This is a genomic window from Buchnera aphidicola (Muscaphis stroyani), from assembly GCF_005080865.1.
GTDB lineage: Bacteria > Pseudomonadota > Gammaproteobacteria > Enterobacterales > Enterobacteriaceae > Buchnera > Buchnera aphidicola_AG.
Genome location: NZ_CP034861.1, coordinates 232,629 through 258,096 on the forward strand (window position 1 = coordinate 232,629; position 25,468 = coordinate 258,096).

Sequence of the window (25,468 nt, forward strand, 5' to 3'; positions counted from 1 at the left end):
TTTTATTTATTCTCCTTAATCAAATGATTAACAACTTTTTCCATCTTTGAACTTCTAGATCCTTTAATTAAAATTGTAATTTTTTTCTTTTTTAAAATCATTTTTTTTAAAGTTTTTGCTAATTGACTTTGATGATAAAAATGTCTGCTATTGTTAAAAATTTGAGTAATGTTATTACTTATACTACCAATACTAAAGATTTTATTAATTTTTGATATATTTGCAGTATTTCCTATTACCTGATGATATACAATACTGTTCTTTCCTAATTCAGCCATATCTCCTGTAACTAATATTTTGTATCCTGGCATCTTTTCTAAAACTTTAATTGATGCAATCATAGATGCAATATTTGAATTATATGTATCATTAATCAGAATTTTATTAGGATTTAAAAAAGTTGTTTCTAATCTTCCTGGTATCATTGGTGATTCTAATAATCCTTTTTGAATTATGTGAAGTGGTATTTTTAAAGAAAATGCACATGCGCTTGCTGCCAGTGCGTTTGATACGCTTTGATACCCTAAAAAAGGCAATTTGATCTTTATTTTTCCATATGGAGAATGCATAGTAAAAGATGTATAAGTAACATTTGTTTTTATATCGCTAGCAAAAAAATGACTTAATTTTTTTCTTTGAGTTGAAAAATAAATAGAATTTCTGTCTTTAATTTTTTTTTTCCATTGAGAAAGATGATGACTGTCTAAATTAACAATAGCAGTTCCTTTTTCTTTTAATCCTGAAAAAATTTCTGATTTTGCTTTAGATACCCCCCATAATGATTTAAATCCTTCTAAATGAGCGTAATTAATGTTATTAATTAAAACAATATCAGGTTGTACAATATTAGCAGTATAATGAATTTCTCCAGGATGATTAGCTCCTAATTCCACAACTGCATATTTATGTTCATATGTTAATTGAAGCAATGTTAAAGGTGCTCCGATGTGATTATTTTCATTTTTAATAGTACATATTGTATTTCCATTTCTTTTTAAGATAGAAGATGTCATTTCTTTAACTGACGTTTTCCCTGAAGAACCTGTAATAGCCAGTATTTTTGCATGTGCCATATGACGAATCCAACATGCGATTTTTCCTAAAGCAATAGATGTGTTTTTTACTAGAACATGAGAAATATGAAATTTTATTTTTTCTTGAGTTAAAATAGCAGAGCAATTTTTTTTGATAGCATCTTTTATAAATGTATGCGCATTAAATTTTTTTCCAATTAAAGCAACAAATAAGCATCCAGGAATAAATTCATTTGTGTTGGTTGCAATTTCATGTATAATTATATTTTTTCCGTATAACTTTCCATCAGTAACTTCAGCAATTTTTTTTAATGATATAGGGATCATATTTTTTTCCCCATCAATTGTAATACTGTTTTTTGATCTGAGTAATTAATATATTGATTTCCAATTATTTGTTGATTTTCGTGACCTTTTCCAGCTATTAAAATAATATCATTAATTTTTGATTGAAAAAAAGCATGTGATATTGCATTTCTTCTATTTGGAATAATTAAAATTTTATCTTTTTTTTTACATCCTTTTAAAATATCCTGAATGATTTTAAATGGTTCTTCTCTTCTTGGATTATCATTAGTAATGATAACCTGATCTGATTCTTTTTCTGCAATTGCTCCCATTAAAGATCTTTTTGTTCGATCTCTCTCTCCTCCGCATCCAAATATGCACCATAATTTTTTTTTATAATTCGTTTTGATAGTTTTTAGTGTATTTTCTAAAGCATCAGGAGTATGAGCATAATCAATAATAAAAGTTGGATGATTTATACCATAAAATTGTTGCATTCTACCACATACTGCCTTTAATTGATTTACTGTACGAATTAAATCGGACAATTTATACCCTAGCTCTAAAAGACAAGCCATTGATAATAATAGATTAGTTACGTTAAAATTTCCAATTAAGTAACTAAAAATTTTTCCGCTCCCCCAGCTAGATTCAAATTTAACAAACATGTGATTATTTTTAAATTTAATATTAGTTGCATTCATCCATTTATTTGAATATTTTTTTTGTGTGTCATCTTCAATAGTGACAGCTATAGTATAATGATTAAACAGTTTTTTTAACCAAATTTGTCCATATTTATCGCTTGCGTTAAGTATTATTTTTTTTACTTTATGACAAGTAAAAAAGGACCATTTTGATTTTTCATATTCTTTCATGCTTTTGTGATAATCTAGATGATCTGGTGTTAAATTAGTAAAAATTGCAATATAAAATGGAACATTTTTCACCCGATTCTGAACTAATCCATGTGAAGACACTTCCATTGATACTAAATCAGTTTTATTTATTAATGCTTTTTTTAAAAATGATTGAATAAAAACAGCAGAAGAAGTAGTGTTCATGGTTGGTTTTAAAGATCTATGATCACCGTTTCCTAAAGTTCCCATAACTACAGATTTTTTCCCTAAGATTGTGCTCCATTGACTAATTAAATGTGCAACAGTGGTTTTTCCATTGGTTCCAGTGATTCCAATAATTTTTAATTTATTACCTGGTTCATGGTAAAATCTACTAGATAATGAAGATAGTACTATAGGAAGTTGAAAAAAATAAATTATTGGAATATTTTTAATATAGTAAAATATTCCGTGTTTTTTAAAATCTTGAGTTTCATATAATATTGCTGATACTTTATTTTGAATTGCTTCAAAAATAAATTTTCGACCATCTTTTTTTGATCCTTTAATCGCTACAAATAAATCTCCTGAACTTGTTTTTTTGCTATTTATAGTTATATTTTGAATTGCTCTTTCTGGAATTTTTTGCATCCAGGGTGATAACAAATCTTTTAAATTGTTTCTTTTCATGTAATATTTTGAGTGTTATTAAAAATAATATTTTTATTAAGACAGATAGTTAGGTTTTATATGCGTCATTTTTAGAACTGATTTCATAGTTTTACTAAACACTGGAGCTGCAACCAAACCGCCATAATACTTTTTCATTTTAGGATTATCAATAACAATTGTAAGAGAAAATTTAGGATCATGAGAAGGCACAATGCCTGCAGTATAAGCTATATATTTATTAACATAATGACCATTAGATCCTATTTTTTTTACTGTTCCCGTTTTAACCGCAACTTTATATCCTTTAATTGCCGCTTTAATACCTCCTCCTCCAGATTCGGCGACACTTTCCATCATATGAATTATATTTTTTACATATTTTTCAGGAAAAACTCTGGTTCCATGTTTAGGTTTTTTTATTTTTAAAATAGAAAGAGGACGATCAATTCCATAATTTCCAATTATAGTATACAATCTAGCCAGCTGGAGAGGAGTAACCATTAGTCCGTATCCAAACGAGAAAGTAGCTTTTTCTAAATTTGATAAAACTTTTTTATGAGGTAATAAACCATTTTTTTCTCCAATTAAACCTAAATTTGTTGGTTTTCCTAATCCAAATGCTTTGTAACTATTTAATAATTCTGAAGTAGACATAGATAATGCAATTTTTGAAACTCCAACATTGCTTGATTTTTGTATAATTCCAGTGATTGTTAATTTTTTATGATAGGACACATCTTTTATTATGTGTTTATTTATTAAATATGAATTAGTATTTATAATTGAATCTTTTTTTATTATTCCTAATTTTAAAGCTTGCATAATTACTATCGGCTTAACAGTTGAACCTGGTTCAAACATATCCGTGATGGCTCTGTTTCGAATGGCATTTTTCGTTGTATGTTTTATATTATTAGGATTGTATGAAGGGCTATTAGCCATTGCTAAAATTTCACCAGTTTTTACATTAATTAAAATTGCTGTTCCTGAATCAGCTTGATTTTCTTTTACTGCCTGATTCAACTTTTGATATACAATATCTTGTAATTTTTTATTAATACTAAGCGTTAAATTATTTGCTTTAGATCCGCGAATTAAAGGTATATTTTCGACAATTTTACCTTTATTATCTTTTCTTATTTTTCTTTTGCTGGGATTTCCTGTTAAGAATAAATCAAAACTTTTTTCTATGCCTTCAATTCCTTTTCCATCTATATTTGTTAATCCGATAAGTTGAGCTGCAATCTTACCAGAAGGATAGTACCTTTTTGATTCTTCTATTGAAAAAATTCCTGGTAATTTAAGTTTCATAATATAATTTCTAATTTCAGGATGCACTTGTCTGGCTAAATATATAAATTTTAATTTAGAATCAGATTTTATTTTATTAATAATTTTTTCTAATGGAGTCGAAAGTACTTCCGATAAAGCTTTCCATTGAGGATTGGTATTGATATTTGTATATTCTGTAATTTTTGAAGGGTCAACACATACAGCATTAACTGGTACAGTAACTGCTAATGGATATCCTAAACGATCTCTTATGATTCCTCTTATATTGAATAAAGATTGTATTCTTAAAGTACGACTATCGCCTTCATATATAAGTTGATCAGGATTGATTATCTGTAAAAATAATATTTTTAGTATTAATATAAAAAATAAAAAAAAAATAAAACTGCACAATAAAAATAAACGCTGATTTACATAAATTATTTTTTTTTTTTTTTTTTACAAGAAAAAAATATTTTTTATGCATTTTTTGTGAATTGTCCATTAATGTAAATTTTTTAAAAATACTTTATGTTTACTATTTTTATGATTTATTTCTTTAATTTTTTATAATTGCTGAATTAATAGAGATAGAATATTTTTCTATTATTAAATTTCTCCATTCAGATTTTTTTTTTTTTATTTGAAGCTTAATTTTCTCATTTTGAGAAATTAATAAACGCGTATTATAGACTGTAATTACGATACAATTAGCAGATAATATAATAGATAATAAGAGTATTAAATGTATTTTACTGTATTCAAAAAAATCATTTTTAATAATTTTAGGTAAATTATATCGCTGTTTTTTCATGTTAATTATTTTTTTTAAGTTCAGCCGTTCTAAGTACAGAACTTCTAGATCTTGGATTTTTTTTTATTTCCTCTTGAGTAGGAAATAATCGATTAATAATTTTTAATCTATTTTTTTGTAAAGAATTAATTTGTTCTTCAGTAATAGGCAATCCTCGAGGAATGTATGCTTTTTTACTATTTTTTAACATAAAACTTTTTACTATTCTATCTTCTAAAGAATGAAAACTAATAATTGATATTCTTCCTCCTGGTTTTAAAATTTTAAGTGTATCTTTTAGTGCTATTTTGATTTCTTTTAACTCTTGATTAATATAAATTCTAATTGCCTGAAAGGTTCTTTTTGATGGATGCTTAAATTTATTTTTTATCGGTATAGCTGTTTTTATTATTTCAGACAACTCAAGAGTGCTAGTGATTTTTTTTATTTGATTATTTTTTTTAATAGATCGTGCTATTCTTTTTGAAAAACGCTCTTCTCCAAATTCTTTTAGTACTGAAGAAATTTGATTAACGTTGCTTTTAAATAGCCACTCTGAAGCTGTAATGCCGCAATTAGGATTCATTCGCATATCTAAAGGTCCGTCTTTTTTAAACGAAAAGCCTCTTTTTTTTTCGTTTATTTGAGATAAAGACACTCCCAAATCAAATACAATTCCATCTACTTTTCCATCTATTTGATTTGCTTTTGCATAGTCTAGTATTTTTGAAAAAGTTCCGTGAATTATTTTAAATCTTGAATCTTTAATATTATTTGCTATGGAGACAGCATAAGGATCTTTGTCAATAGAATATATTTTTCCTTTTTTTCCTAATTTTTTTAAAATTTCTAAAGAATGTCCTCCCATTCCGAATGTTCCGTCAATATAAATTCCATTAGATTTAATATTTAATGAGTTTATTACTTCTTTTTTCATTACAGAAACATGCTGTATTTTTTGGTTCATATGATAAAATTTTATGATATTTTAATTTTAATTAATTTTTTAAGATAAAGAAAGCATGGTCATTTAGACTGAATTATGACCATGTTGGATATATGATTTATTTTTTAATAAGAAATTAAATAAATTGATAATAGATATTATATTTTTAAAATTTTTTTGAAATATATAAATTTATTTAAAATACTAGTGTTTATACTAACTAAAAAATATTTATCCCCTAGAAATGCCAATAATTCCAGAACGAGAAATTTCAATTATTTCTGATATGTTACGTACTATTTTGATAAAAGAATCTAGTTTTTTTGTTGTTCCAGAAAGCTGCAATATGTATGTGGTAGAGGTTATATCTATAATTTGACCTCTAAATACGTCAGTAATATGTTTTATTTCATCTTTTTTGTAGTTGTTTAAATAAACTTTAATAAGCATAATTTCGCGTTCTATGCAAGAATCTTGTTTAATTTGAACAACTCTTAAAACATCTATTAATTTGTGAAGCTGTTTTTCAATTTGTTCAATTGCTTGCTCATTTCCTAAAGTTTGTACAGTCATTTTAGATAAGGTAGGATCTTCTGTAGGAGCTACTGTGATAGTTTCTATATTATATCCTCTTTGTGAAAAAAGACCTATGACTCGTGATAAAGCACCTGACTCATTCTCTAAAAGAATTGACAAAATTCTTCTCATTTTTAAGACCTCTCTTCTTTTTTCCTTAACCACATTTCATTCATACCACCTCCTTGGATTTGCATAGGATATACATGTTCAGAACCATCTATATCAATATCTAAAAAAACTAAATGACCATCAGACAATTTTTTTAATGCTAGCATCATTTTTTTTTCTAATTCTATAGGTTTAGTTATTTTAATGCCTATATGTCCATATGATTCCGATAATTTTACAAAATCTGGAAGTGAATTCATATATGAATGAGAATGTCGTCCAGAATAAATCATATCTTGCCATTGTTTAACCATTCCTAAAGAAGAATTATTTAAATTGATTATTAACACTGAAAGATTATATTGTCGAGCTGTGGATAACTCTTGAATATTCATTTGAATACTACCATCTCCAGTGATACAAATTACAGTTTCTTCTGGTAAGGCTAATTTAACACCCAATGCAGCAGGAAGTCCAAAACCCATTGTTCCTAATCCACCTGAATTTATCCATCTTCTTGGCTTATTAAATGGGTGATATAAAGCCGTGAACATTTGGTGTTGACCTACATCGGAAGTAATATAAGATGTTCCTTTAGTAAGTTGAAATAAAGTTTCAATGACTTTTTGAGGTTTAATACGGCTACTTTTCTTATTGTATTGCAAGCTATTAATCATTTTCCATTGATTAATTAAAGACCACCATTTTTTTAAGCAATTTATTTTTTTTTCTTTTCTAACAAGTTCTATCATTTTTTTTAATATTTGCTTTGCATCTCCTACAATAGGAATATTAGCTGATACAGTTTTAGAAATAGAAGTGGGATCAATGTCAATATGTAAAATAATAGCGTTTGGACAATATTTTTTTAGATTGTTGGTTGTTCGATCATCAAATCTTACTCCAATTGCAAAAATTACATCAGCGTTGTGCATAGTCATGTTTGCTTCGTAAGTACCGTGCATACCTAACATAGAAATGCTTTGAGAATGAGTTCCTGGAAAAGCCCCGAGCCCCATTAAAGAAGTAGCAACAGGGCAATTCATCATTTCTGCAAAAACTCGTAATTCTTCACTACTATTGGAGCTAATTATTCCACCTCCCGCATAAATAACAGGTTGTTTAGCTTTTAATAGTGTTTGAAGCGCTTTTTTTATTTGACCTTTATGTCCTTTAGTCGTAGGATTATATGATCGTATATAAACGTTGTTTGGCCATTCATAATGATATTTATTTGATATTTTTAAAATATCTTTTGGCAAATCAATAACTACTGGCCCTGGACGCCCACTAGATGCTAACCAAAAAGCTTTTTTAAAAATAATAGGAATATCTTCTGTTTTTTTTACCAAAAAGCTATGTTTAACTACTGGACGAGAAATTCCAATCATATCACATTCTTGAAAAGCGTCATAACCAATTAATGAAGAAGAAACTTGTCCAGAGATCACAACAATAGGAATAGAGTCCATATAAGCAGTTGCAATTCCAGTAATAGCGTTAGTTGCTCCAGGTCCAGAAGTAACTAATACTACTCCAGTTTTTCCGGTGGATCGAGCATAACCGTCTGCCATATGAGTTGCTGCTTGTTCGTGCCTTACTAAGACATGTTTAACTCCTCCGATGGTTTTTAGAGCATCATAAATGTCTAATACCGCTCCTCCAGGATAACCAAATATGTGATCTATTCCTTGATTAATTAACGATCGAATGACCATTTCGGCTCCTGATAACATTTCCATTTTTTCCTCCAGGATATTAAATATTAAGTTAATATATCTTAGTTTAAGATTTTTATTGTATATTCATAAAATAAGTGATTTGCTCTTCAATGAAGAGAAATTTAAAAGTTGATATATTAGGTTTATTTACACATGTATGTAATAGATATTTTATATGTTAAAATTTTATTATCTTAATTAAATTTTGAATTAATTTTATTAAGTTAATTTTAAAGATTTTTAAATTTTATATAAAATATTAACAAATATTAATTTTTTAAAATAAAGAAATTTTAAAATATTTATACTTGATTATATTGACATTTATTATGACAAATATAAAAAATATTATCAATAAAATCTACTAATCATGATTTATTTAAAATAATTGTTGTTAATCATTGTTTATTAAATTTTATAATATTTTTTTAAATCAAAAATTTTTTAAAATGAGGAGAAATCCAAGTTAAAAAAGATTTTTTTTCCTTTATGATTAAACAAGCTGCTAATTTTTCTTTTAATATTATTTTTTTTGCTTTTTCAAATCCTAATGTTAATAATCCAGTGTCCCATCCATCCGCCTCCAAAGCAGTCTTAGCAATTACACTAACTGACACCAAATTGTGTTTTATAGGAAACCCTGTGAAAGGATCAATTATATGAGAAATTTTTTTTCCATTTAATCTATAGTAATTGCGATAACTTCCTGCTGTGCTAATTGCATGGTTTTTTAGATATAGTATTAACTGTATTGCATTTTCTTGATCTGTAGGTTTTTGAATAGCGATTATTTTTGGTGGTTCTCTCAAATTTTTTATTTTAACTAACACTGCACCTCCAACAGATATCGTGTAATTTTCTATTCCTTGTTTTTGAAGAAGGTTTGATAAATGATCTACAGCAAAACCTTCTCCGAGAGAGGATAAATTAATTTTTATACTATCAATATCTTTTTCTAAAAATTTTCCATTAGAATTTTGAAATAATTTTAAATGCTGGTTTCCTATTAAATTCATGTTTTTTTTAATTTTATATAAGGAAGGAAATCTACTAGGTTTTTTTCTAATTCCAAATCCCCATATATCTATTAATGATCCAGTTGTAATATCTAATTTTCCTTGAGTTTTTTTATTTATACAAAATGCCATTTTAAGAATTTTAAAAAAATCATTACTAATCAATTGAGGTGTTTTTTTTTTACATTTATTAAATTTAGATACTAAAGATTTTTTTTTCCAAGGTGACAGCATATTTTCATCTTTATCTAATAATTTTTGGATTAAGTACTTTATTTTTTCTTTATTTATAAGTCTTAAACTTCGAAATTTTACTTGCCAATATGTACCCATGGTTTTTCCTTGTAATATAGAAACATTTTTATCTATATGATTTTTATATTTTTTATTAAAATTGTTTAATGTTAAAGAAAATAAAAATATTGATAAAAATACAGGTAATAATAGAAAATATAAAATTTTACTGATGTAAAAAAAAATTCTTTTTATCATTTTATACTCATTTTATTTTATATAATTAATGCATTGCACATTCTTAAAATAGATTTATATTTTTGAAAATTTTCAAAAAATATATTTTTTAGTTATTAATGAACACAACTTTTTTAAATTTAAAAAAAAAAATATAAATTTTTATGTCTAGATCTTAGTAGATGATGAAGTGTATAATAAAAATTTATTGTTGTGATAATATTATTTCTTTATTTACATATCAGATTGTAATTATGAGACACACAAAATGAAAAAAATAACTATAGTATTCAGCGAAGTAATGCTAGCGCTAACGCTATTACTAAGTTCAGGAATGTCTTGGAATCATTTTATTTCTAAAGAAAAAGAAAATATTCCTACTGAGCAACTAGTTCCTAGTTTAGCGCCAATGTTAGAAAAAGTTATGCCATCAGTGATAAGTATCAACATTGAAGGAAGCACTGTGGTACGAACTTCTAGTTTACCTCGTCAGTTTCAACCATTTTTTGGAGATAATTCTCCATTTTGCCAGGGAAATTCTCCTTTTAAAAATTCTCCTTTTTGTCGTTCTAATCCTCATTCTGATAATGATTCAGATAAAAAATTTAAAGCTTTAGGATCTGGAGTTATAATTAATGCAGATAAGGGATATGCTGTAACAAATAATCATGTAGTTGAAAATGCAAACAAAATTCAAGTTCAATTAAGTGATGGACGTCGTTATGAAGCTCAAATTATAGGTAAAGATGCAAGTTCTGATATTGCTTTAATACAACTAAAAAATGCGCATAATTTGCAAGCAATAAAAATTGCTGATTCTGATTCTTTAAGAGTTGGCGATTATACTGTAGCTATTGGAAATCCATATGGTTTAGGAGAAACTGTTACTTCAGGAATTATTTCGGCTTTAGGAAGAAGTGGATTAAATATTGAACATTATGAAAATTTTATTCAAACAGATGCAGCTATTAATAGAGGTAACTCTGGAGGAGCGTTAGTTAATTTGCATGGGGAGTTAATAGGTATTAATACTGCCATTTTAGCCCCTGATGGAGGTAATATCGGGATAGGTTTCGCAATTCCCGGAAATATGGTTAAAAACCTTACATCACAAATGGTCGAATTTGGACAAGTTCGGCGTGGTGAACTAGGAATAATAGGAATGGAATTGAATTCAGATTTAGCTAAGATAATGAAAATAAATGCTCAAAAAGGCGCATTTGTCAGTCAAGTTTTACCTGATTCTTCGGCTTTTGAATCAGGGATTAAAGCTGGAGACATAATTATTTCTTTAAATAAAAAACCTATTTCTAGTTTTTCTTCTCTTAGAGCTGAAGTTGGATCTTTACCAGTAAATACAAAAATGGAGTTGGGAATATTTAGAAACGGAGAAATCAAAAATATTATTGTGGAACTTAAGCATTCCTCACAGAATAGAATGGAATCAAGTAATTCATATATTGAAGGTGCTGAGTTGAGCAACTATTCATCGAATCAAATCAAAGGTGTAAAAGTAGAAAATGTGAAATTAAGTACTTTAGCTTGGAAAATTGGATTTAAAAAAGATGATATTATAGTAGGGATTAATCAGAAATCAGTAATTGATCTAAATGAATTAAAAAAAATTCTAGATACCAAACCTAATATGTTGGTTTTTAGCGTTAAAAGATTAAATAACAGTATATACTTAGTAAGTTAATAATTCTTTTATAGTTCCGCCCGAAAAATTTAAACCGGGCGGTTTTAATAAAATGTTATTTAAGATTTCTTAACATTTGATTGATTTCTACTTTACTTAAAGTTTTAGTATCTACTTTTTTTACGATGATAGCAGCATAAAGATTATAATTTTTATTTTGATCAGGCAAGCTTCCAGACACTACTACTGAATTAGAGGGTACTTTACCATAAAAAATTTTTCCTGTTTCTCTTTCATATATTTTTGTACTTTGACCAATAAAAACTCCCATAGAAATTACTGATCCTTTTTCTACAATTACTCCTTCGACTATTTCAGATCTCGCTCCAATAAAACAGTTGTCCTCAATAATTGTCGGATTGTTTTGTAAAGGCTCCAAAACTCCTCCAATTCCAACTCCTCCTGAAAGATGAACATTTTTTCCAATTTGAGCGCAAGATCCTACAGTTGACCATGTGTCTATCATAGTTCCTGAATCTATGTATGCTCCGATATTAATGTAAGAAGGCATAATAATTGAATTTTCTTTGATACAAGAACCATATCTAACTGTTGCTGGTGGAACTATTCTTACTTTTTCTATTTCAAATTGAGTTTTGTTGTATTTAAAATATTTTAGTGGAATTTTATCATAATAATTATTCTCTACTCCTTTAAATACTTTATTTTCTCTAAAATACATGTATAGTAAAACTGCTTGTTTTATCCATTGGTGAGTTATCCATAAGTTATTTTTTTTTTCTGCAATTCTAATTGATCCATTATTTAATAACTCAATAACATGATTAATTGTCTGATAAACATCAGAATCTATTTCATTAAAATTAATTGTGTTTCTTTTTATATAAGTATCTTCAATAATTTTTTTAATTTTTTTCATATTTTTTAACCTGATAGATGTAGTTAATAGATTCAATAGCAAAAACCTTACAAGTTATTTATATATTTTTAATTTATTTATTAACTAAACTTTTGCAAATTTTTTCGTTTTTTTGCCATGTTAAAATGTCGCATCCGTATTTTGTTACTAATACCGTGTGCTCATATTGTGCTGATAAAGAATGATCCTTAGTTTTTACAGTCCATCCGTCATTCAGACATTTCACTTGACTATTTCCTGCATTAATCATCGGTTCTATAGTGAAAATCATACCTTTTTTTAAAATAATGTTATTTTCTTGATTTTTATAGTGTAATACATGAGGTTCTTCATGAAAGTTTAGACCAATACCATGACCACAGTACTCTCTTACGATGGAAAAATTATTTTTTTCAACGTTTTTTTGAATAATTTCTCCGATTTTATTTAAACGAATTTTTGGCTTGATAATAAATAAGGATTTATAGAGACTTTCTTGAGCTACTTTGCACAAACGTTGAGATAAAATACTTGTTTTTCCAACATGAAACATTTTAGAAACGTCTCCATGATAACCATTTTTTACAATTGTAATGTCTACGTTAACTATATCACCTTCTTTTAATATTTGATTTTTATTTGGAATTCCATGACATACTACATCATTAACCGAAATACAAATTGATTTAGGAAATCCTTTATATCCTAAACACGCTGATTTTGCATGTTGTTTATTTGTAATATAATTATGACAAATATCATTAATTTGTTCGGTATTTATATTTGGTTGAATATGTTTTTCAATCATTTCTAATACTTCAGCCGCTAATTTTCCAGATATTCTCATTTTTTCTATTTCTGATTCTGTTTTAATAATACTATTCATAACAATTACACCATATTTTGCAATTAATTAGTTAAATACAATATGTACTTTATTAAATTTTCTAAATTTAACTTTAGAATAATTTTTTCATAAAAATGTAAAGCATTAATAATTATTAGTGTTTTTAATGATAAATATGATATAAATTATTTTATAGAAACAGTAATAATTAATTTTTAATAAATTAACCAATTTTTTGAGTTTATATATATTTTACATTATTATAAGATTTAATATCTTAAGTTTTTTATTTAAGGAAGGTATAGAAATGATATCAATGAGAGAAATGTTAAAGGCTGGTGTTCATTTTGGTCATCAAACACGTTATTGGAATCCTAAAATGAAGCCTTTTATTTTTGGATCACGCAACAAAGTACATATTATCAATTTAGAAAAAACTCTCCCAATGTTTAATTATGCTCTTGCAGAATTAAAAAAAATTTCTTTTAGAAAAGGGAAAATACTCTTTGTTGGAACTAAGAAAGCTGCCAGTAAAAAAATAAAAGAAACTGCTATTAATTGCCATCAATTTTATGTTAATCATCGTTGGTTAGGGGGAATGTTAACTAATTGGAAAACTGTTCGTCAATCTATAAAACGACTAAAAGATTTAGAAATTGAATCTAAAGATGGAACTTTCGAGAAGTTAACTAAGAAAGAAGCATTGATAAGATTCAGAGAGCTGAATAAATTAGAAAATAGTTTAGGTGGAATTAAAAACATGGGAGGGTTACCTGATTGTTTATTTGTAATTGATGCTTTGCATGAAAATATTGCCATTAAAGAAGCGAATAATCTAGGAATACCTGTTTTTGCAATAGTTGACACAAACTCTAATCCTGATGGAGTAGATTATATTATACCTGGGAATGATGATGCAATTAGATCTATTAATTTATACTTAAAATCTATAGTTTCATGTATTATTAAAAAATACCAAGAAGATTCGTTAGAAGATACATTAAAAAATCCTGCAATAGTTAAAGACTAAAAAATATAATGTAAAAATTGTAATACTAATATAAGTAAGTATTCAAAACATATTTTGTATTGAGTACTATTTTTTGTAAAAGGAGAAAATAAAATAATGATTATTGCTGTTAAATCTGATCTTATAAAAGAATTAAGGTTCCGCACAGGGGCAGGTTTTATGGAGTGTAAAAGAGCTTTAATTGAAGAAAATGGAGATATAGAATCCGCAATTGACAACTTGCGTAAATCGGGAAAAGAATTTGCTGAAAAAAAAATTAATAATGTGGCTAATCAAGGTTCAATATTTTTAAAAATCATTAATAATATAGGTGTTATGATCGAGTTGAATTGTGAAACTGATTTTGTAGCTAAAGATGAGTCATTTATTTCTTTGGGACAGGAAATAATATCTGAAGCGCTAACAAAAAAAATAAAAAAATTTAATGATTTGAAAGAAATTTTTGAAAAAAAAAGAATTGAATTAATTTCAAAATGTGGTGAAAATATTATCATAAATCGATTTCACTTTATGGAAGGTGACTATATTTCTTCGTATTTACACGGTTGTAGAATTGGTGTTTTAGTGAATGCTAATCGTTTTGATAAAAGTTTATTAAAAAATATTTCTATGCATATAGCTGCAAGTAAACCAAGATATTTACATCCTGAAAATGTCTGTCACTCTATTTTTAATAGAGAATATGAAATTCAAAAAGAATTAATTAAAAAATTTAAAAAACCATCTCATATATCGAAAAAAATTATAGAAGGAAGAATGAATAAATTTGTGAATGAAATTTCTTTAAGCAGTCAAAAATATATTATAGATTCATCAAAAACGATAGGCGAATTATTAGAAGAACATAATATTAGCATTATTTCATTTAAAAGATTTGAGATTAGAAAAAAAACAAGTAGTTAATTTAAAATTTTTATTTTTTAAAAAAATCTAAAAAAATTTTACATGAAGTATATTCAGGCAAATAATATGTCTAATAAAAAAAATCCAGTTTACCGACGTATTTTATTAAAAATCAGTGGAGAATCTTTTCAAGGAGATAACAAATTTGGAATTGATGTAAATACTGTAAAAAAATTAGCACAAGAAATTAAATTTATATCTCAACTGGGAGTTCAAGTAAGTTTAGTAATCGGAAGTGGAAATTTATTTCGTGGAGGAATATTATGTAAATCAGGAATTAACTTAGTCACATCTCATCATATAGGCATTTTATCCACAATAATTAATAGTTTAGCTATGAAGGATGCAATGCATTCTATTTCAACTAAAACTTATTTAATGTCAGCTATTCCAATAAATGGAATATGTAACATATATAACTGGGAACAAGCTATCAGTTTATTATCTAAAAATGTTATAGTAATTTTTTCTGCTGGTATAGGAAGCCCTTGTTTTACAACTGATTCTGCCGCTTGTTTACGTGGCATTGAAACTCGATCTGATATTGTCTTAAAAGGAACAAAAGTAGATGGAGTTTATTCATCAGATCCTAAAAAAGATAAGAAAGCAATTTTATATCGGCATTTGAAATATAAAGATGTTTTAAAAAAAGAACTCAAAGTAATGGATCTATCAGCTTTTATACTTGCCCGCGATCACAATTTACCCATTCGAGTATTTAATATCAATAAAAAAGGAAATTTATATCGAATCATAATTGGCAAAAACGAAGGTACACTGATTCATTCTTAATAAATAAAATTTTTATTTGAATTATTCTACAAATTAATTTTTTAAAACTAAAAAAATCTATTATATAGGTAATCATGTGATTAATCAGATTAAGATAAATACTAATAAAAAAATGGAAGTGTGCGTTCAGACTTTTCAAAACTATGTAAATAATCTTAGAACTGGAAGAGCATCTCCAGCGTTTCTTAACAGTATTTGTGTTGAATATTTTGGCTCTCAAGTTCCTTTGCGTCAAATATCTAATATAGTAGTGGAAGATTATCATACTTTAAAAGTTAATGTTTTTGATCATTCAATTATACCAGTAGTAGTGAAGTCTATTTTAAATTCGAATCTTGGTTTAAATCCCATTGTAAATAATGAAGACATTCGAATTCCAGTACCAGCGCTGACTGAAGAGAGGAGAAAGCATCTTATTAAAGTAATACGAAGCAATGCAGAGCAGAGTCGAATTTGTGTTCGAAAAATTAGGAGGGATGCTAATGAAAAAATTAGTAATTTTTTAAAAAATAAAGTTATTAGTTCAGATGAAGAGCGTATTTCAGAAAATTATATTCAAAAAATAACAGATAAATACATTCAAAAAATTGATTTGATTTTATTAAAAAAAAATAAAGAATTAATGAGCTTTTAGTATTTTTTATTGTACAATAAGTTTATATAGCCTGCTTATTTAATTAAAATACTTTATTTTAAAGACAGAATATTATTTTCTTAAAAAGAATTTTTATGAAAAAAATAACTATTTTAGGATCAACAGGTTTTGTTGGAATGAGTGCTTTGTCAGTAATTAGAAATAATCCAACTTTGTTTCAAGTAGTTGCTTTAGTAGCCAACAAAAATATTATTACTATGTTACAGCAATGTAGATTTTTTACTCCTAAATTCGTCGCAATGAGAGACGAAAAATCTGCTAATATACTTAGAAAAAAATTAAAATTCTTAAACATAAAAACACAAGTTTTATCTGGAAAGAAAGCTATTTGTCATTTAGCATCTTTAGATGAGATAGATCATGTAATAGCTGCTATTGTTGGAATATCGGGTTTAATGCCAATTTTATCAGCTATATATTCCAGTAAAACGATACTTTTAGCTAATAAAGAATCTTTAATTACATGCGGTCATTTTTTTATGAGAGCTTTATCTAAAAATAACTCAAAAATTATTCCTATAGACAGCGAACATAGTGCTATTTTTCAAGTTTTACCCTCTAAAATTCAAAATAGTTTAGGTAAGTGCAATTTAAAAAATTATGGAATAAAGTCTGTCATTTTAACTGCTTCTGGAGGTCCTTTTTATAATTCACCGTTTTCCGAATTGTCTTCTGTGACCCCGAAACAAGCATGTGCCCACCCAAATTGGGTTATGGGTAAAAAAATATCAGTAGATTCAGCAACTATGATGAATAAAGGTTTAGAATATGCCGAGGCTAGATGGTTATTCAATGCTTCACATTCAGAAATTGAGATCTTAATTCATCCACAATCAGTCATTCATTCTATGGTTAAATATTGTGATGGTTCTTATTTAGCTCAATTGTCAAGTTCTGATATAAAAATTTCAATTGCATATGCTTTATCTTGGCCAATTCGTATTGATTCTGGATCTAGTTTTTTAAATCTTGAAAAGATGCAAAATTTATCTTTTTTTGAACCTGATTTTAATCAATTTCCATGTTTAAAATTAGCTATAGATGCATTTTCTAACGGTCAGTCTGCTATGATTGTTTTAAATGCCGCAAATGAAAGTGCAGTTAAAGCGTTTTTAAATTTCAGAATTAGCTTCATTAAAATTGCTGAAATTAATAGCGACGCATTAATGTCTTTTTGCTTTAAAGAACCTAATTCTATTGAAGAAGTTTTAGATATAGATAGAAAAACAAAAATTTTAGTAGAAAAAAAAATAGCATCTTTAGAGTTTTAATTTTTTAAAAAATATTGTTTATAATCATAAAATATTACACAATAAGCTCAAAATATTCAGTTTTTAAGAGAAACTTATATAAATATTATGCTAAATATACCTTCATTAAAAAATAAAAAATGTTTAATAGGTAAAAATCCTCATCACGTTGCAGTTATTATGGATGGCAATGGTCGTTGGGCAGAAAAAAAAGGGAAAATGCGTGTTGTAGGTCATCAAGAAGGTTTGAAAGCAGTCAAAAAAGTAGTAAAATTTGCATTCATTAAAAAATTAAAAATATTAACTTTATATGCGTTTAGCAGTGAAAATTGGAAGCGTTCAGAGTTAGAAATAAAAGCACTTATAAAGTTGTTTTTATTTGCTTTAAATAGTGAAATTCATAATTTAACAAAATATAATATTCGTTTAAAAATTATTGGAAACTTAAAACATTTTAATAAAGATTTTCAACATTGCGTTCAGAAAGCAGAAGAAATTACTCTAAAAAATAGTGGTTTGCTTTTAAACATAGCTATAAATTATGGTGGACGATGGGATATTATCCAAGGAATAAAAAAAATTTTTAATAGAATTCAACAAAAAAAATTAAAATTAGAAAAAATAAATGAAAACATGTTTTCTCAATATTTATCAACCGGAAATTCATTACCAGTAGATTTAGTTATTAGAACCGGAGGAGAAAAAAGAATAAGTAATTTTTTACTATGGCAAATAGCATATTCTGAGCTATATTTTACTGATGTTTTATGGCCTGATTTTAATCAATATATTTTTCAAGATGCCATTAATTTTTTTATTTCCAGAAATCGTCGATTTGGAGGATGAAATTTTGATTAAAAAATTTTTTATTTTATAACTTTAACTATTTCAAATATATAAAATATTATCAAATAAATAATAAGATCTATTTCAGGAAAAATTATAATGATAATGAAAATTAAATATATTTTCATATCTTTTTTAATATTTTTTAGCATTAATGTTTATGCTGAAAATTTATTATCTGTATCAAATATTAAGTTTCAAGGTTTAGTAAATTTATCTAAAGATGAAGCGTTAAATACTATTTTGTTTAAAATTGGAAGCAAAGTATCTAAAAAAGATATTAAAAATAGTATTCATGCTTTGTTTAAGACTGGTAAATTCGATAATATTTCAGTTTCATATAAAAGTAAAACTATTATTTTCAAAGTTAAAGAAAAGCCAATTATTTTCAGTATTAATGTTACAGGTAACAGTATAGTTCAAACTGATGTTTTAAAAAAATATTTAACTCAATTAGGCATTGAAACTGGTGGCTCTTTAAATTCTTTTTTAATTAACTTATTTATTCAAAATATAAAAAATTTTTATTATGAAATGGGAAGATATCAATGTAATGTTAAAATATTAAAAACATTTTCTTTTAATAATATTGTAAATTTAAAAATAGTAATTTATGAAGGTGAATTAACACAAGTTAAAAGCATTAAAATAATTGGAAATAATGATTTTTCTGAAGAAAAATTAATGAAATTGTTTCAATTAAAAGATCATAAACCTTGGTGGAATTTATTAGAAAAATGTACTTATTACTCAAACAAATTACAGATTGATTTAAATAATTTAAAAAATTTTTATTTAAACAAAGGGTATTTTTATTTTCATGTAAGAAGCAAAAAAATCAATTTTTCTAAAGATAAAAAAAATGTTAATATTTTAATAGATATTTCAGAAGGAAAAAAGTATAAAATATCTAATTTTTTTATAAACGGTGATTTATTTCATTATTATGAATTCATTAAAAAAATTGTTAAAATAGATAAAAATACACTTTATAATCAAGAAAAAATTAATCTTATAGTAAATAATATAAAAACATTTTTATTAGAACATGGTTACTTAAATTCTAAAGTTGAAGTAAATCCTGAAGTTAATCACATTAATAAAAAAATAGTATTGAATTTTAACATAGATTTAAAAAAACGTTATTTTGTAAATAAAATAATTTTTAGTGGAAATGAATTAACTCAAGATAAAATTTTGCGTCGTGAAATAAAACAGATAGAAGGTGAATATTTTAATAATAGATTAGTTGAATCCGGTCGAGTATCATTAGAACAAACTAAATATTTTAGAGATGTATCTGTTGCGACAGACATGGTTTCTAATTCTTCAAATAAAGTTAATGTTATTTACACGGTAAAAGAAAAACCCACTGGTTCTTTAAATTTCGGCGTAGGATATGGAATAGATAGTGGGTTAAGCTTTAACTTCTCTGTTTCTGAAGATAATTTATTTGGTTTAGGAAACTCTTTAAAAGCCACGGCAGTAAAAAACAACAATCAAAAATATATTGATTTCTCGACGTTACATCCATATTTTTTTTCTAACAATATCAATTTCAGTAGTAGAATTTTTTATAGTGACTTAAAATATAATTTAAGTAATATTTCTTCTTTTATGAATAACACTTATGGTCTAGAAAGTGATCTGAGTTTTTTAGTAAATGATTTTAATACGATCAATTTTGGCTTTGGATATACTCATAACAATATTTTTTATTTAGATAAACCAAAATCTTATTTAAACAAAATAAAAATAGTTTCAGACGACATTTTTTTTGATAATGTAGTAAGTGATTTTACTTTAAATTATGCTTGGTCGTACGAAAATCTAAAATATTTATATTTTCCTATTTCTGGAAATCAAATTCACATAAGTGGTAAAAATACAATTCCAGGTTCAGACAATAGTTTTTATAAGTTAGTGTTAGATGGAGAAAAGTATGTTCCATTAAATAAATATAAAAATTTTATATTAATGAATCATGTTCGATTAGGCGTAGTAAATAGTTTTAATTCAAAAAAAACACCTTTTTATGAAAATTTTTATTCTAATAGTTTAAATAATGTTCGCGGTTTTCGTGCCAATACTATTGGTCCTAAAAAAATTGATAATACTGATAATATAAACGTTTGCAATAAATACAAAAATAATAATATTTGTGAATCAATTGATTCTATTGGAGGAAACGCTTTAATCATGACTAACGTAGAACTGATTACGCCTATTCCTTTTATAAATCCAATTTATACTAAATTTTTTAGGTCTTCATTTTTTTTTGACGCAGGCGGTGTTTTTGATTCTGGATTAAATCATGATGATAAAAGTATAAATTTATCTGATATTTCTAACAATATTTCTTCTGATAATAATATATATGCGTCTATTGGTTTTTCTTTTCAGTGGTTTTCACCTCTTGGTCCTTTAGTTTTTTCTTATGCTTTTCCTATTCAAAAAAATAAAAATTATCAATTAGAACCGTTTCAATTTAACATTGGTAAAAATTGGTAGTATGATTAGTATCATCTTAAATATTAGTGTAAAATTTTTTTTCAAAGTGTATTAAATACATCATTTATTAAAAAATATTACTGAAATATAATTTTTTTTATATGTTAATTATTCATACATTTAATAAAAATATATTAATAAACAATTTTATCATGCTTATAAAAAATAAGATTATATTTAAAATAAGGAAAATTTTTTTGAATTCTTATCATTCTAATATCAATATAAATAATATTTTTAAAATTCTACCACATCGATATCCTTTTCTTCTTATCGATCGAGTTTTAAAATTTAAAAAATTTAAATTTTTACACGCTATTAAAAATTGTACTATAAATGAACCTTTTTTACAGGGTCATTTTTTTCAAAAACCAATTTTTCCTGGTGTTTTAATTATTGAATCTATGGCTCAAGCTGCAGGAATTTTGATATATAAAAGCATAGGAAAGCTAGACATAAATAAATTATGCTATTTTATAGGAATTGATAATGCTCGTTTTAAAAAAAATGTCATACCTGGTGATCAAATGTTTATAAAAGTTGATTTATTAAATTCTACTAAAAATATAAATAAGTTTAAAACAATTGTTACAGTTAATAAAAAAATTGTTTGTGTTTCTACAATAATTTTTTTTATTAAATTTATAAATTAAATTAGATTTATTTTTTTATTTTTTAAGATTTAACTTTAAATAAAAATAAAAAATTAATTTATTTAAAGCATCTACGTTTGAAGGTAATATATATTAATTTTTTAACAATTGCATACTATATGTTGTCATGTTAAATAAATTTTTTATAACTTGGATAAAGAATGATTGATCCTCAATTTGTACATCTTCATGTGCATAGCGATTACTCTATTATTGATGGTTTATCTAAACCAGAAGATTTAGTAAAAAAAGCAGCATTATTAGGAATGAAAGCATTAGCTATTAACGATTTTAATAACTTATACGGTGTAATAAAATTTTATAATACTGCTCATACATTCGGATTAAAACCCATTATTGGAGTAACAGTAAAATTTTTTTCTGAATATAAACAATATAAGCTGACTGAATTAGTTTTGTTAGCTGTTAATCAAAAAGGATATAAAAATTTAATTTTAATCATTTCAAAATCTTTTAAAAAAGGTTACATTGATAATTATAGTATAACAATAAAAAAAAAATGGCTTTCAGAAATAAATGAAGGATTAATTGTACTTTCTGGTGGGTGCAAAGGTGAAATCGGAAAAGCTTTACTATATAATCATAAGCGCATAACATCTGATTGTATTTCATTTTATGAAAAATACTTTCCTAATGCTCATTATTTAGAATTAGTTCGAACAGGGAAAGAAAATGAAGAAAAATATATAGATTTAGCTTTAGAATTATCTCTTTCTAAAAATATTCCAGTAGTGGCTACTAACGACGTTTGTTTTTTAACAAAAGAAGATTATGACGCTCATAGAATAAGAATTGCAATTAACGAAGGAAAAATACTAAAAGATTCAAAAATTCAAAACAATTATAGTGATCAGCAATTTTTAAAAACTGAAAAAGATATGTGTGATTTATTTCATGATATTCCTGTTGCTTTAGTTAATAGTGTAGAAATTGCAAAACGTTGTAATGTTTTTATAAATTCAGGAGAATATTTTTTACCACAGTTTCCTACAGGAAAAATTAGTGTTGAAGATTATTTAGTCATTGAAGCTTACAAAGGAATAAATAAACGTTTAAATTTGCATCATAAAAATCATAAAAATTTTAAAAATATTTATAAAGAATATAAAAATCGATTAGACATTGAGTTAAACATAATTAATCAAATGGGTTTTCCTGGATATTTTTTAATTGTAATGGAATTTATAAAATGGGCAAAAGATAATGGTGTTCCAGTTGGCCCTGGAAGAGGATCAGGTGCCAGTTCCTTAGTAGCGTACGCTTTACAAATAACAGAAGTTGATCCATTATCATTTGATCTTGTATTTGAGCGTTTTTTAAACTCAGAACGTATTTCTATGCCTGATTTTGATATTGATTTTTGTATGGAAAAACGAGATAAAGTTATTGAACATGTTGCAGATATGTACGGAAGAAGTTCTGTGGCACAGATCATTACTTTTGGAACAATGACAGCAAAAGCAGTTATTAAGGATGTGGGTCGAGTTTTAGGTTATTCTTATGGATTTATTAATAATATATCTAAGTTGATACCTTCAGATCCCGGTATAACATTGAAGGAAGCATTTTCTAGAGATTCAGAATTGTCTAGTTTATATAAAAGTAACGAAGACGTAAAAATATTAATTAATATGTCAAAAAAATTAGAAGGCACAAATCGAAACGTTGGAAAGCACGCAGGTGGATTAGTCATTTCACCTACTAAAATCACTGATTTTTGTCCTTTGTATTATGATAATCAAGGAAAAAATCCAGTTACTCAATTTGATAAAAATGATATAGAATTTATAGGATTAGTTAAATTTGATTTTCTTGGTTTGCGTACGCTAACTATAATAAATTATGCAATAAAGATGATTAATAAAAATTTAAAATTAAATAATCGACCGATATTAAACATAAATTCAATTAATCTTAATGATAGTAAATGTTTTGAATTATTAAAAAAATCGCACACTACCGCTATTTTTCAATTAGAATCTTACGGAATGAAAGATTTAATTAAAAGATTGCAACCTGATTGTTTTGAAGATTTAATTGCTTTAGTAGCTCTTTTCAGACCTGGTCCTTTACAGTCAGGAATGGTAGATAATTTTATTAACAGAAAGCACGGACGTGAAAAAATATCGTATCCTGATAATACTTGGCAACATATGTTATTGAAACCAGTATTAGAATCAACGTATGGTATTGTTTTATATCAAGAACAGGTAATGAAAATAGCGCAAGTTTTAGCAGGATACTCATTGGGAGAGGCTGACATTTTAAGAAGAGCTATGAGTAAAAAAAATTTAAAAGATATGATTCAACAAAGATCCATATTTGAAAAAAGAGCCTATAAAAATGGAATTAATCAAAAATTAGCAATTAAAATATTTGATTTGTTAGAAAAATTTGCAGGATATGGATTTAACAAATCTCATTCAGTAGCTTATGCTTTAGTTTCTTATCAAACTTTATGGTTAAAAAAATATTATCCTTTAGAATTTATGGCATCAGCTATGACTTCTGATATTGACAACACGGATAAAATTGTTATTTTAATAAACGAATCAATTTCTATGGGGCTTCAAATCAAACCTCCCAATGTTAATTTAAGCAGATATGAGTTTTATGTAAGTAGTGATAGTATAATTTATGGTCTTGGAGCCATTAAAGGGATAGGAAGTAATTCTATAAACCACTTAATTTCAGAGAGAAATAAAAATGGTGAATTTCAAGATTTATTTGATTTATGCATGAGAATAGATCTTAATAAAATTACTAAAAAAATATTAGAAAAACTTATAATGTCTGGGAGTTGTGATTGTTTTAATTCAAATAGAAGCAGTATGCTTAAATTAATTGAAAGTGCTATAAAAGTATCAAAAGAATATACTAAATCAAAAAATTTTGTACAAGAAAGTCTTTTTGGAAATTTAAAAAATGATTTAATTCAAGTAAAAAACAATCATTGTTTACATTCATCATATTCAGAACAAGTTAAGCTAGATCAAGAATATCAAGTTTTAGGTTTATACCTCACAGGTCATCCAACAGATCAGTATTTAGAAGAGTTAAAGCATTATTCTAATGGATTAACATTATTAAAGGCATTGTCTATAGAACATGATAAAAAAATTTCAGTAACAGGAATAATTGTATCAATAAAAATTAAAAGAACGAAAAATAAAAATCGAATGGCAGTGATATTATTAGACGACAACAGTAGTCGTTTAGAAATTATAATATTTGAGCGTTTGCTTGAGACATGTGAACCTTTATTAAATTTAAACAAAATCTTAATTATATCCGGTGTTGTAAAAGTTAATGCAATTAACAAAAGCGTTAAAATGATAGCTTATAGCTTAATGAATTTAGATATGGCACGAGAAAAATATATTAATAAAATTATAGTCACGTTAAAAAAAGATAAAGATATGTTTTTTTTAGAAAATTTATATAATTTTTTAGAAAAACAGATACAAGGAAAGGTGCTTGTTTGTATTGTTTATGAAAAAAAACTGATTAGTTCAGATGTAAACATAAATAAAAAGTGGTTTGTTTGCATTACTGATGAATTAATAAATAAGTTTAAAATATTAGTTAAATCAGATAAAATCAAATTAAATTTTTACTAAATATAAATTAGGATTTTAATTAAAAAACGAAATAAATCAGTTT

The 25,468-nt window shown here is 25.8% G+C and carries 19 protein-coding genes and 1 pseudogene; 10 read left to right on the forward strand and 10 right to left on the reverse strand.

The features are described from left to right. Window positions 1–2: 2 nt before the first annotated feature. The 8 genes and pseudogenes from murF to D9V75_RS01090 all read right to left on the reverse strand — a co-directional run bounded on the left by murF (window position 3) and on the right by D9V75_RS01090 (window position 9,760). Complete coding sequence (gene murF, locus D9V75_RS01055; RefSeq protein ID WP_158343426.1) at window positions 3–1,361, reverse strand: UDP-N-acetylmuramoyl-tripeptide--D-alanyl-D-alanine ligase; 1,359 nt, start codon at window positions 1,359–1,361, stop codon at window positions 3–5. Beyond that, complete coding sequence (murE, locus tag D9V75_RS01060; RefSeq protein ID WP_158343428.1) at window positions 1,358–2,851, reverse strand: UDP-N-acetylmuramoyl-L-alanyl-D-glutamate--2,6-diaminopimelate ligase; 1,494 nt, start codon at window positions 2,849–2,851, stop codon at window positions 1,358–1,360. Before murE ends, murF begins: the two co-directional genes overlap by 4 nt. Then, window positions 2,848–4,549 (reverse strand): annotated as a pseudogene (gene ftsI / locus D9V75_RS01065) (peptidoglycan glycosyltransferase FtsI). Before ftsI ends, murE begins: the two are co-directional and overlap by 4 nt. A 115-nt stretch (window positions 4,550–4,664) precedes the next feature. Then, window positions 4,665–4,919, reverse strand: a complete 255-nt coding sequence (gene ftsL / locus D9V75_RS01070; RefSeq protein ID WP_158343430.1) for a cell division protein FtsL — start codon at window positions 4,917–4,919, stop codon at window positions 4,665–4,667. Between the two features lies 1 nt (window position 4,920). Beyond that, complete coding sequence (gene rsmH / locus D9V75_RS01075) at window positions 4,921–5,865, reverse strand: 16S rRNA (cytosine(1402)-N(4))-methyltransferase RsmH (protein ID WP_158343432.1); 945 nt, start codon at window positions 5,863–5,865, stop codon at window positions 4,921–4,923. Window positions 5,866–6,075: 210 nt separating this feature from the next. Beyond that, window positions 6,076–6,552, reverse strand: a complete 477-nt coding sequence (gene ilvN / locus D9V75_RS01080) for an acetolactate synthase small subunit (RefSeq protein ID WP_158344050.1) — start codon at window positions 6,550–6,552, stop codon at window positions 6,076–6,078. A gap of 2 nt (window positions 6,553–6,554) precedes the next feature. Further along, entirely contained in the window at window positions 6,555–8,273 is a 1,719-nt protein-coding gene (gene ilvI, locus D9V75_RS01085; protein WP_158343434.1) for an acetolactate synthase 3 large subunit, read from the reverse strand. A 407-nt stretch (window positions 8,274–8,680) separates the two neighbouring features. Then, window positions 8,681–9,760 carry an FAD:protein FMN transferase gene (locus tag D9V75_RS01090; RefSeq protein WP_158343436.1) on the reverse strand — a complete coding sequence of 360 codons (1,080 nt, stop codon included), beginning with the start codon at window positions 9,758–9,760 and terminating at the stop codon, window positions 8,681–8,683. A gap of 247 nt (window positions 9,761–10,007) precedes the next feature. On the opposite strand from D9V75_RS01090, the gene degP reads away from it, so the two are divergent. Next, window positions 10,008–11,438 (forward strand): serine endoprotease DegP, encoded by a 1,431-nt coding sequence (gene degP / locus D9V75_RS01095; RefSeq protein ID WP_158343438.1) that lies wholly within the window; start codon window positions 10,008–10,010, stop codon window positions 11,436–11,438. A 55-nt stretch (window positions 11,439–11,493) separates the two neighbouring features. On the opposite strand, the gene dapD is transcribed toward degP, so the two are convergent. Both dapD and map read right to left on the reverse strand, forming a co-directional pair. Further along, window positions 11,494–12,318, reverse strand: a complete 825-nt coding sequence (gene dapD / locus D9V75_RS01100) for a 2,3,4,5-tetrahydropyridine-2,6-dicarboxylate N-succinyltransferase (RefSeq protein ID WP_158343440.1) — start codon at window positions 12,316–12,318, stop codon at window positions 11,494–11,496. Between the two features lie 73 nt (window positions 12,319–12,391). Further along, entirely contained in the window at window positions 12,392–13,183 is a 792-nt protein-coding gene (map, locus tag D9V75_RS01105; protein WP_158343442.1) for a type I methionyl aminopeptidase, read from the reverse strand. 262 nt (window positions 13,184–13,445) lie between these two features. Here map and rpsB point away from each other — a divergent pair, with 262 nt between their 5' ends. From rpsB to dnaE, 9 genes are all read left to right on the forward strand, one after another. Next, entirely contained in the window at window positions 13,446–14,174 is a 729-nt protein-coding gene (gene rpsB, locus D9V75_RS01110; RefSeq protein ID WP_261979447.1) for a 30S ribosomal protein S2, read from the forward strand. 96 nt (window positions 14,175–14,270) lie between these two features. Further along, complete coding sequence (gene tsf / locus D9V75_RS01115) at window positions 14,271–15,077, forward strand: translation elongation factor Ts (protein WP_158343444.1); 807 nt, start codon at window positions 14,271–14,273, stop codon at window positions 15,075–15,077. 66 nt (window positions 15,078–15,143) lie between these two features. Beyond that, window positions 15,144–15,869, forward strand: coding sequence for a UMP kinase (gene pyrH / locus D9V75_RS01120; protein ID WP_158343445.1), 726 nt, complete (start codon window positions 15,144–15,146; stop codon window positions 15,867–15,869). A gap of 76 nt (window positions 15,870–15,945) precedes the next feature. Beyond that, entirely contained in the window at window positions 15,946–16,503 is a 558-nt protein-coding gene (gene frr / locus D9V75_RS01125) for a ribosome recycling factor (RefSeq protein ID WP_158343447.1), read from the forward strand. Between the two features lie 95 nt (window positions 16,504–16,598). Beyond that, window positions 16,599–17,795 carry a 1-deoxy-D-xylulose-5-phosphate reductoisomerase gene (gene ispC / locus D9V75_RS01130; protein ID WP_158343449.1) on the forward strand — a complete coding sequence of 399 codons (1,197 nt, stop codon included), beginning with the start codon at window positions 16,599–16,601 and terminating at the stop codon, window positions 17,793–17,795. Window positions 17,796–17,882: 87 nt separating this feature from the next. Beyond that, window positions 17,883–18,620 carry a polyprenyl diphosphate synthase gene (gene uppS / locus D9V75_RS01135; RefSeq protein ID WP_158343451.1) on the forward strand — a complete coding sequence of 246 codons (738 nt, stop codon included), beginning with the start codon at window positions 17,883–17,885 and terminating at the stop codon, window positions 18,618–18,620. 99 nt (window positions 18,621–18,719) lie between these two features. Beyond that, complete coding sequence (bamA, locus tag D9V75_RS01140; protein ID WP_261979441.1) at window positions 18,720–21,131, forward strand: outer membrane protein assembly factor BamA; 2,412 nt, start codon at window positions 18,720–18,722, stop codon at window positions 21,129–21,131. Between the two features lie 197 nt (window positions 21,132–21,328). After that, window positions 21,329–21,784: a 3-hydroxyacyl-ACP dehydratase FabZ gene (gene fabZ, locus D9V75_RS01145; protein WP_158343453.1), complete on the forward strand. Its 456-nt coding sequence runs from the start codon at window positions 21,329–21,331 to the stop codon at window positions 21,782–21,784. 161 nt (window positions 21,785–21,945) lie between these two features. After that, window positions 21,946–25,425 (forward strand): DNA polymerase III subunit alpha, encoded by a 3,480-nt coding sequence (dnaE, locus tag D9V75_RS01150; protein WP_158343455.1) that lies wholly within the window; start codon window positions 21,946–21,948, stop codon window positions 25,423–25,425. Window positions 25,426–25,468: the final 43 nt, after the last annotated feature.

What these genes read in the sequence shown, in the direction of transcription:
- murF (WP_158343426.1), bottom strand. Translation starts at nt 1,361, where the DNA reads ATGATCCCTATATCATTAAAAAAAATTGCTGAAGTTACTGATGGAAAG.
- murE (WP_158343428.1), bottom strand. Translation starts at nt 2,851, where the DNA reads ATGAAAAGAAACAATTTAAAAGATTTGTTATCACCCTGGATGCAAAAA.
- ftsL (WP_158343430.1), bottom strand. Translation starts at nt 4,919, where the DNA reads ATGAAAAAACAGCGATATAATTTACCTAAAATTATTAAAAATGATTTT.
- rsmH (WP_158343432.1), bottom strand. Translation starts at nt 5,865, where the DNA reads ATGAACCAAAAAATACAGCATGTTTCTGTAATGAAAAAAGAAGTAATA.
- ilvN (WP_158344050.1), bottom strand. Translation starts at nt 6,552, where the DNA reads ATGAGAAGAATTTTGTCAATTCTTTTAGAGAATGAGTCAGGTGCTTTA.
- ilvI (WP_158343434.1), bottom strand. Translation starts at nt 8,273, where the DNA reads ATGGAAATGTTATCAGGAGCCGAAATGGTCATTCGATCGTTAATTAAT.
- D9V75_RS01090 (WP_158343436.1), bottom strand. Translation starts at nt 9,760, where the DNA reads ATGATAAAAAGAATTTTTTTTTACATCAGTAAAATTTTATATTTTCTA.
- degP (WP_158343438.1), top strand. Translation starts at nt 10,008, where the DNA reads ATGAAAAAAATAACTATAGTATTCAGCGAAGTAATGCTAGCGCTAACG.
- dapD (WP_158343440.1), bottom strand. Translation starts at nt 12,318, where the DNA reads ATGAAAAAAATTAAAAAAATTATTGAAGATACTTATATAAAAAGAAAC.
- map (WP_158343442.1), bottom strand. Translation starts at nt 13,183, where the DNA reads ATGAATAGTATTATTAAAACAGAATCAGAAATAGAAAAAATGAGAATA.
- tsf (WP_158343444.1), top strand. Translation starts at nt 14,271, where the DNA reads ATGATTATTGCTGTTAAATCTGATCTTATAAAAGAATTAAGGTTCCGC.
- pyrH (WP_158343445.1), top strand. Translation starts at nt 15,144, where the DNA reads ATGTCTAATAAAAAAAATCCAGTTTACCGACGTATTTTATTAAAAATC.
- ispC (WP_158343449.1), top strand. Translation starts at nt 16,599, where the DNA reads ATGAAAAAAATAACTATTTTAGGATCAACAGGTTTTGTTGGAATGAGT.
- uppS (WP_158343451.1), top strand. Translation starts at nt 17,883, where the DNA reads ATGCTAAATATACCTTCATTAAAAAATAAAAAATGTTTAATAGGTAAA.
- bamA (WP_261979441.1), top strand. Translation starts at nt 18,720, where the DNA reads ATGATAATGAAAATTAAATATATTTTCATATCTTTTTTAATATTTTTT.
- dnaE (WP_158343455.1), top strand. Translation starts at nt 21,946, where the DNA reads ATGATTGATCCTCAATTTGTACATCTTCATGTGCATAGCGATTACTCT.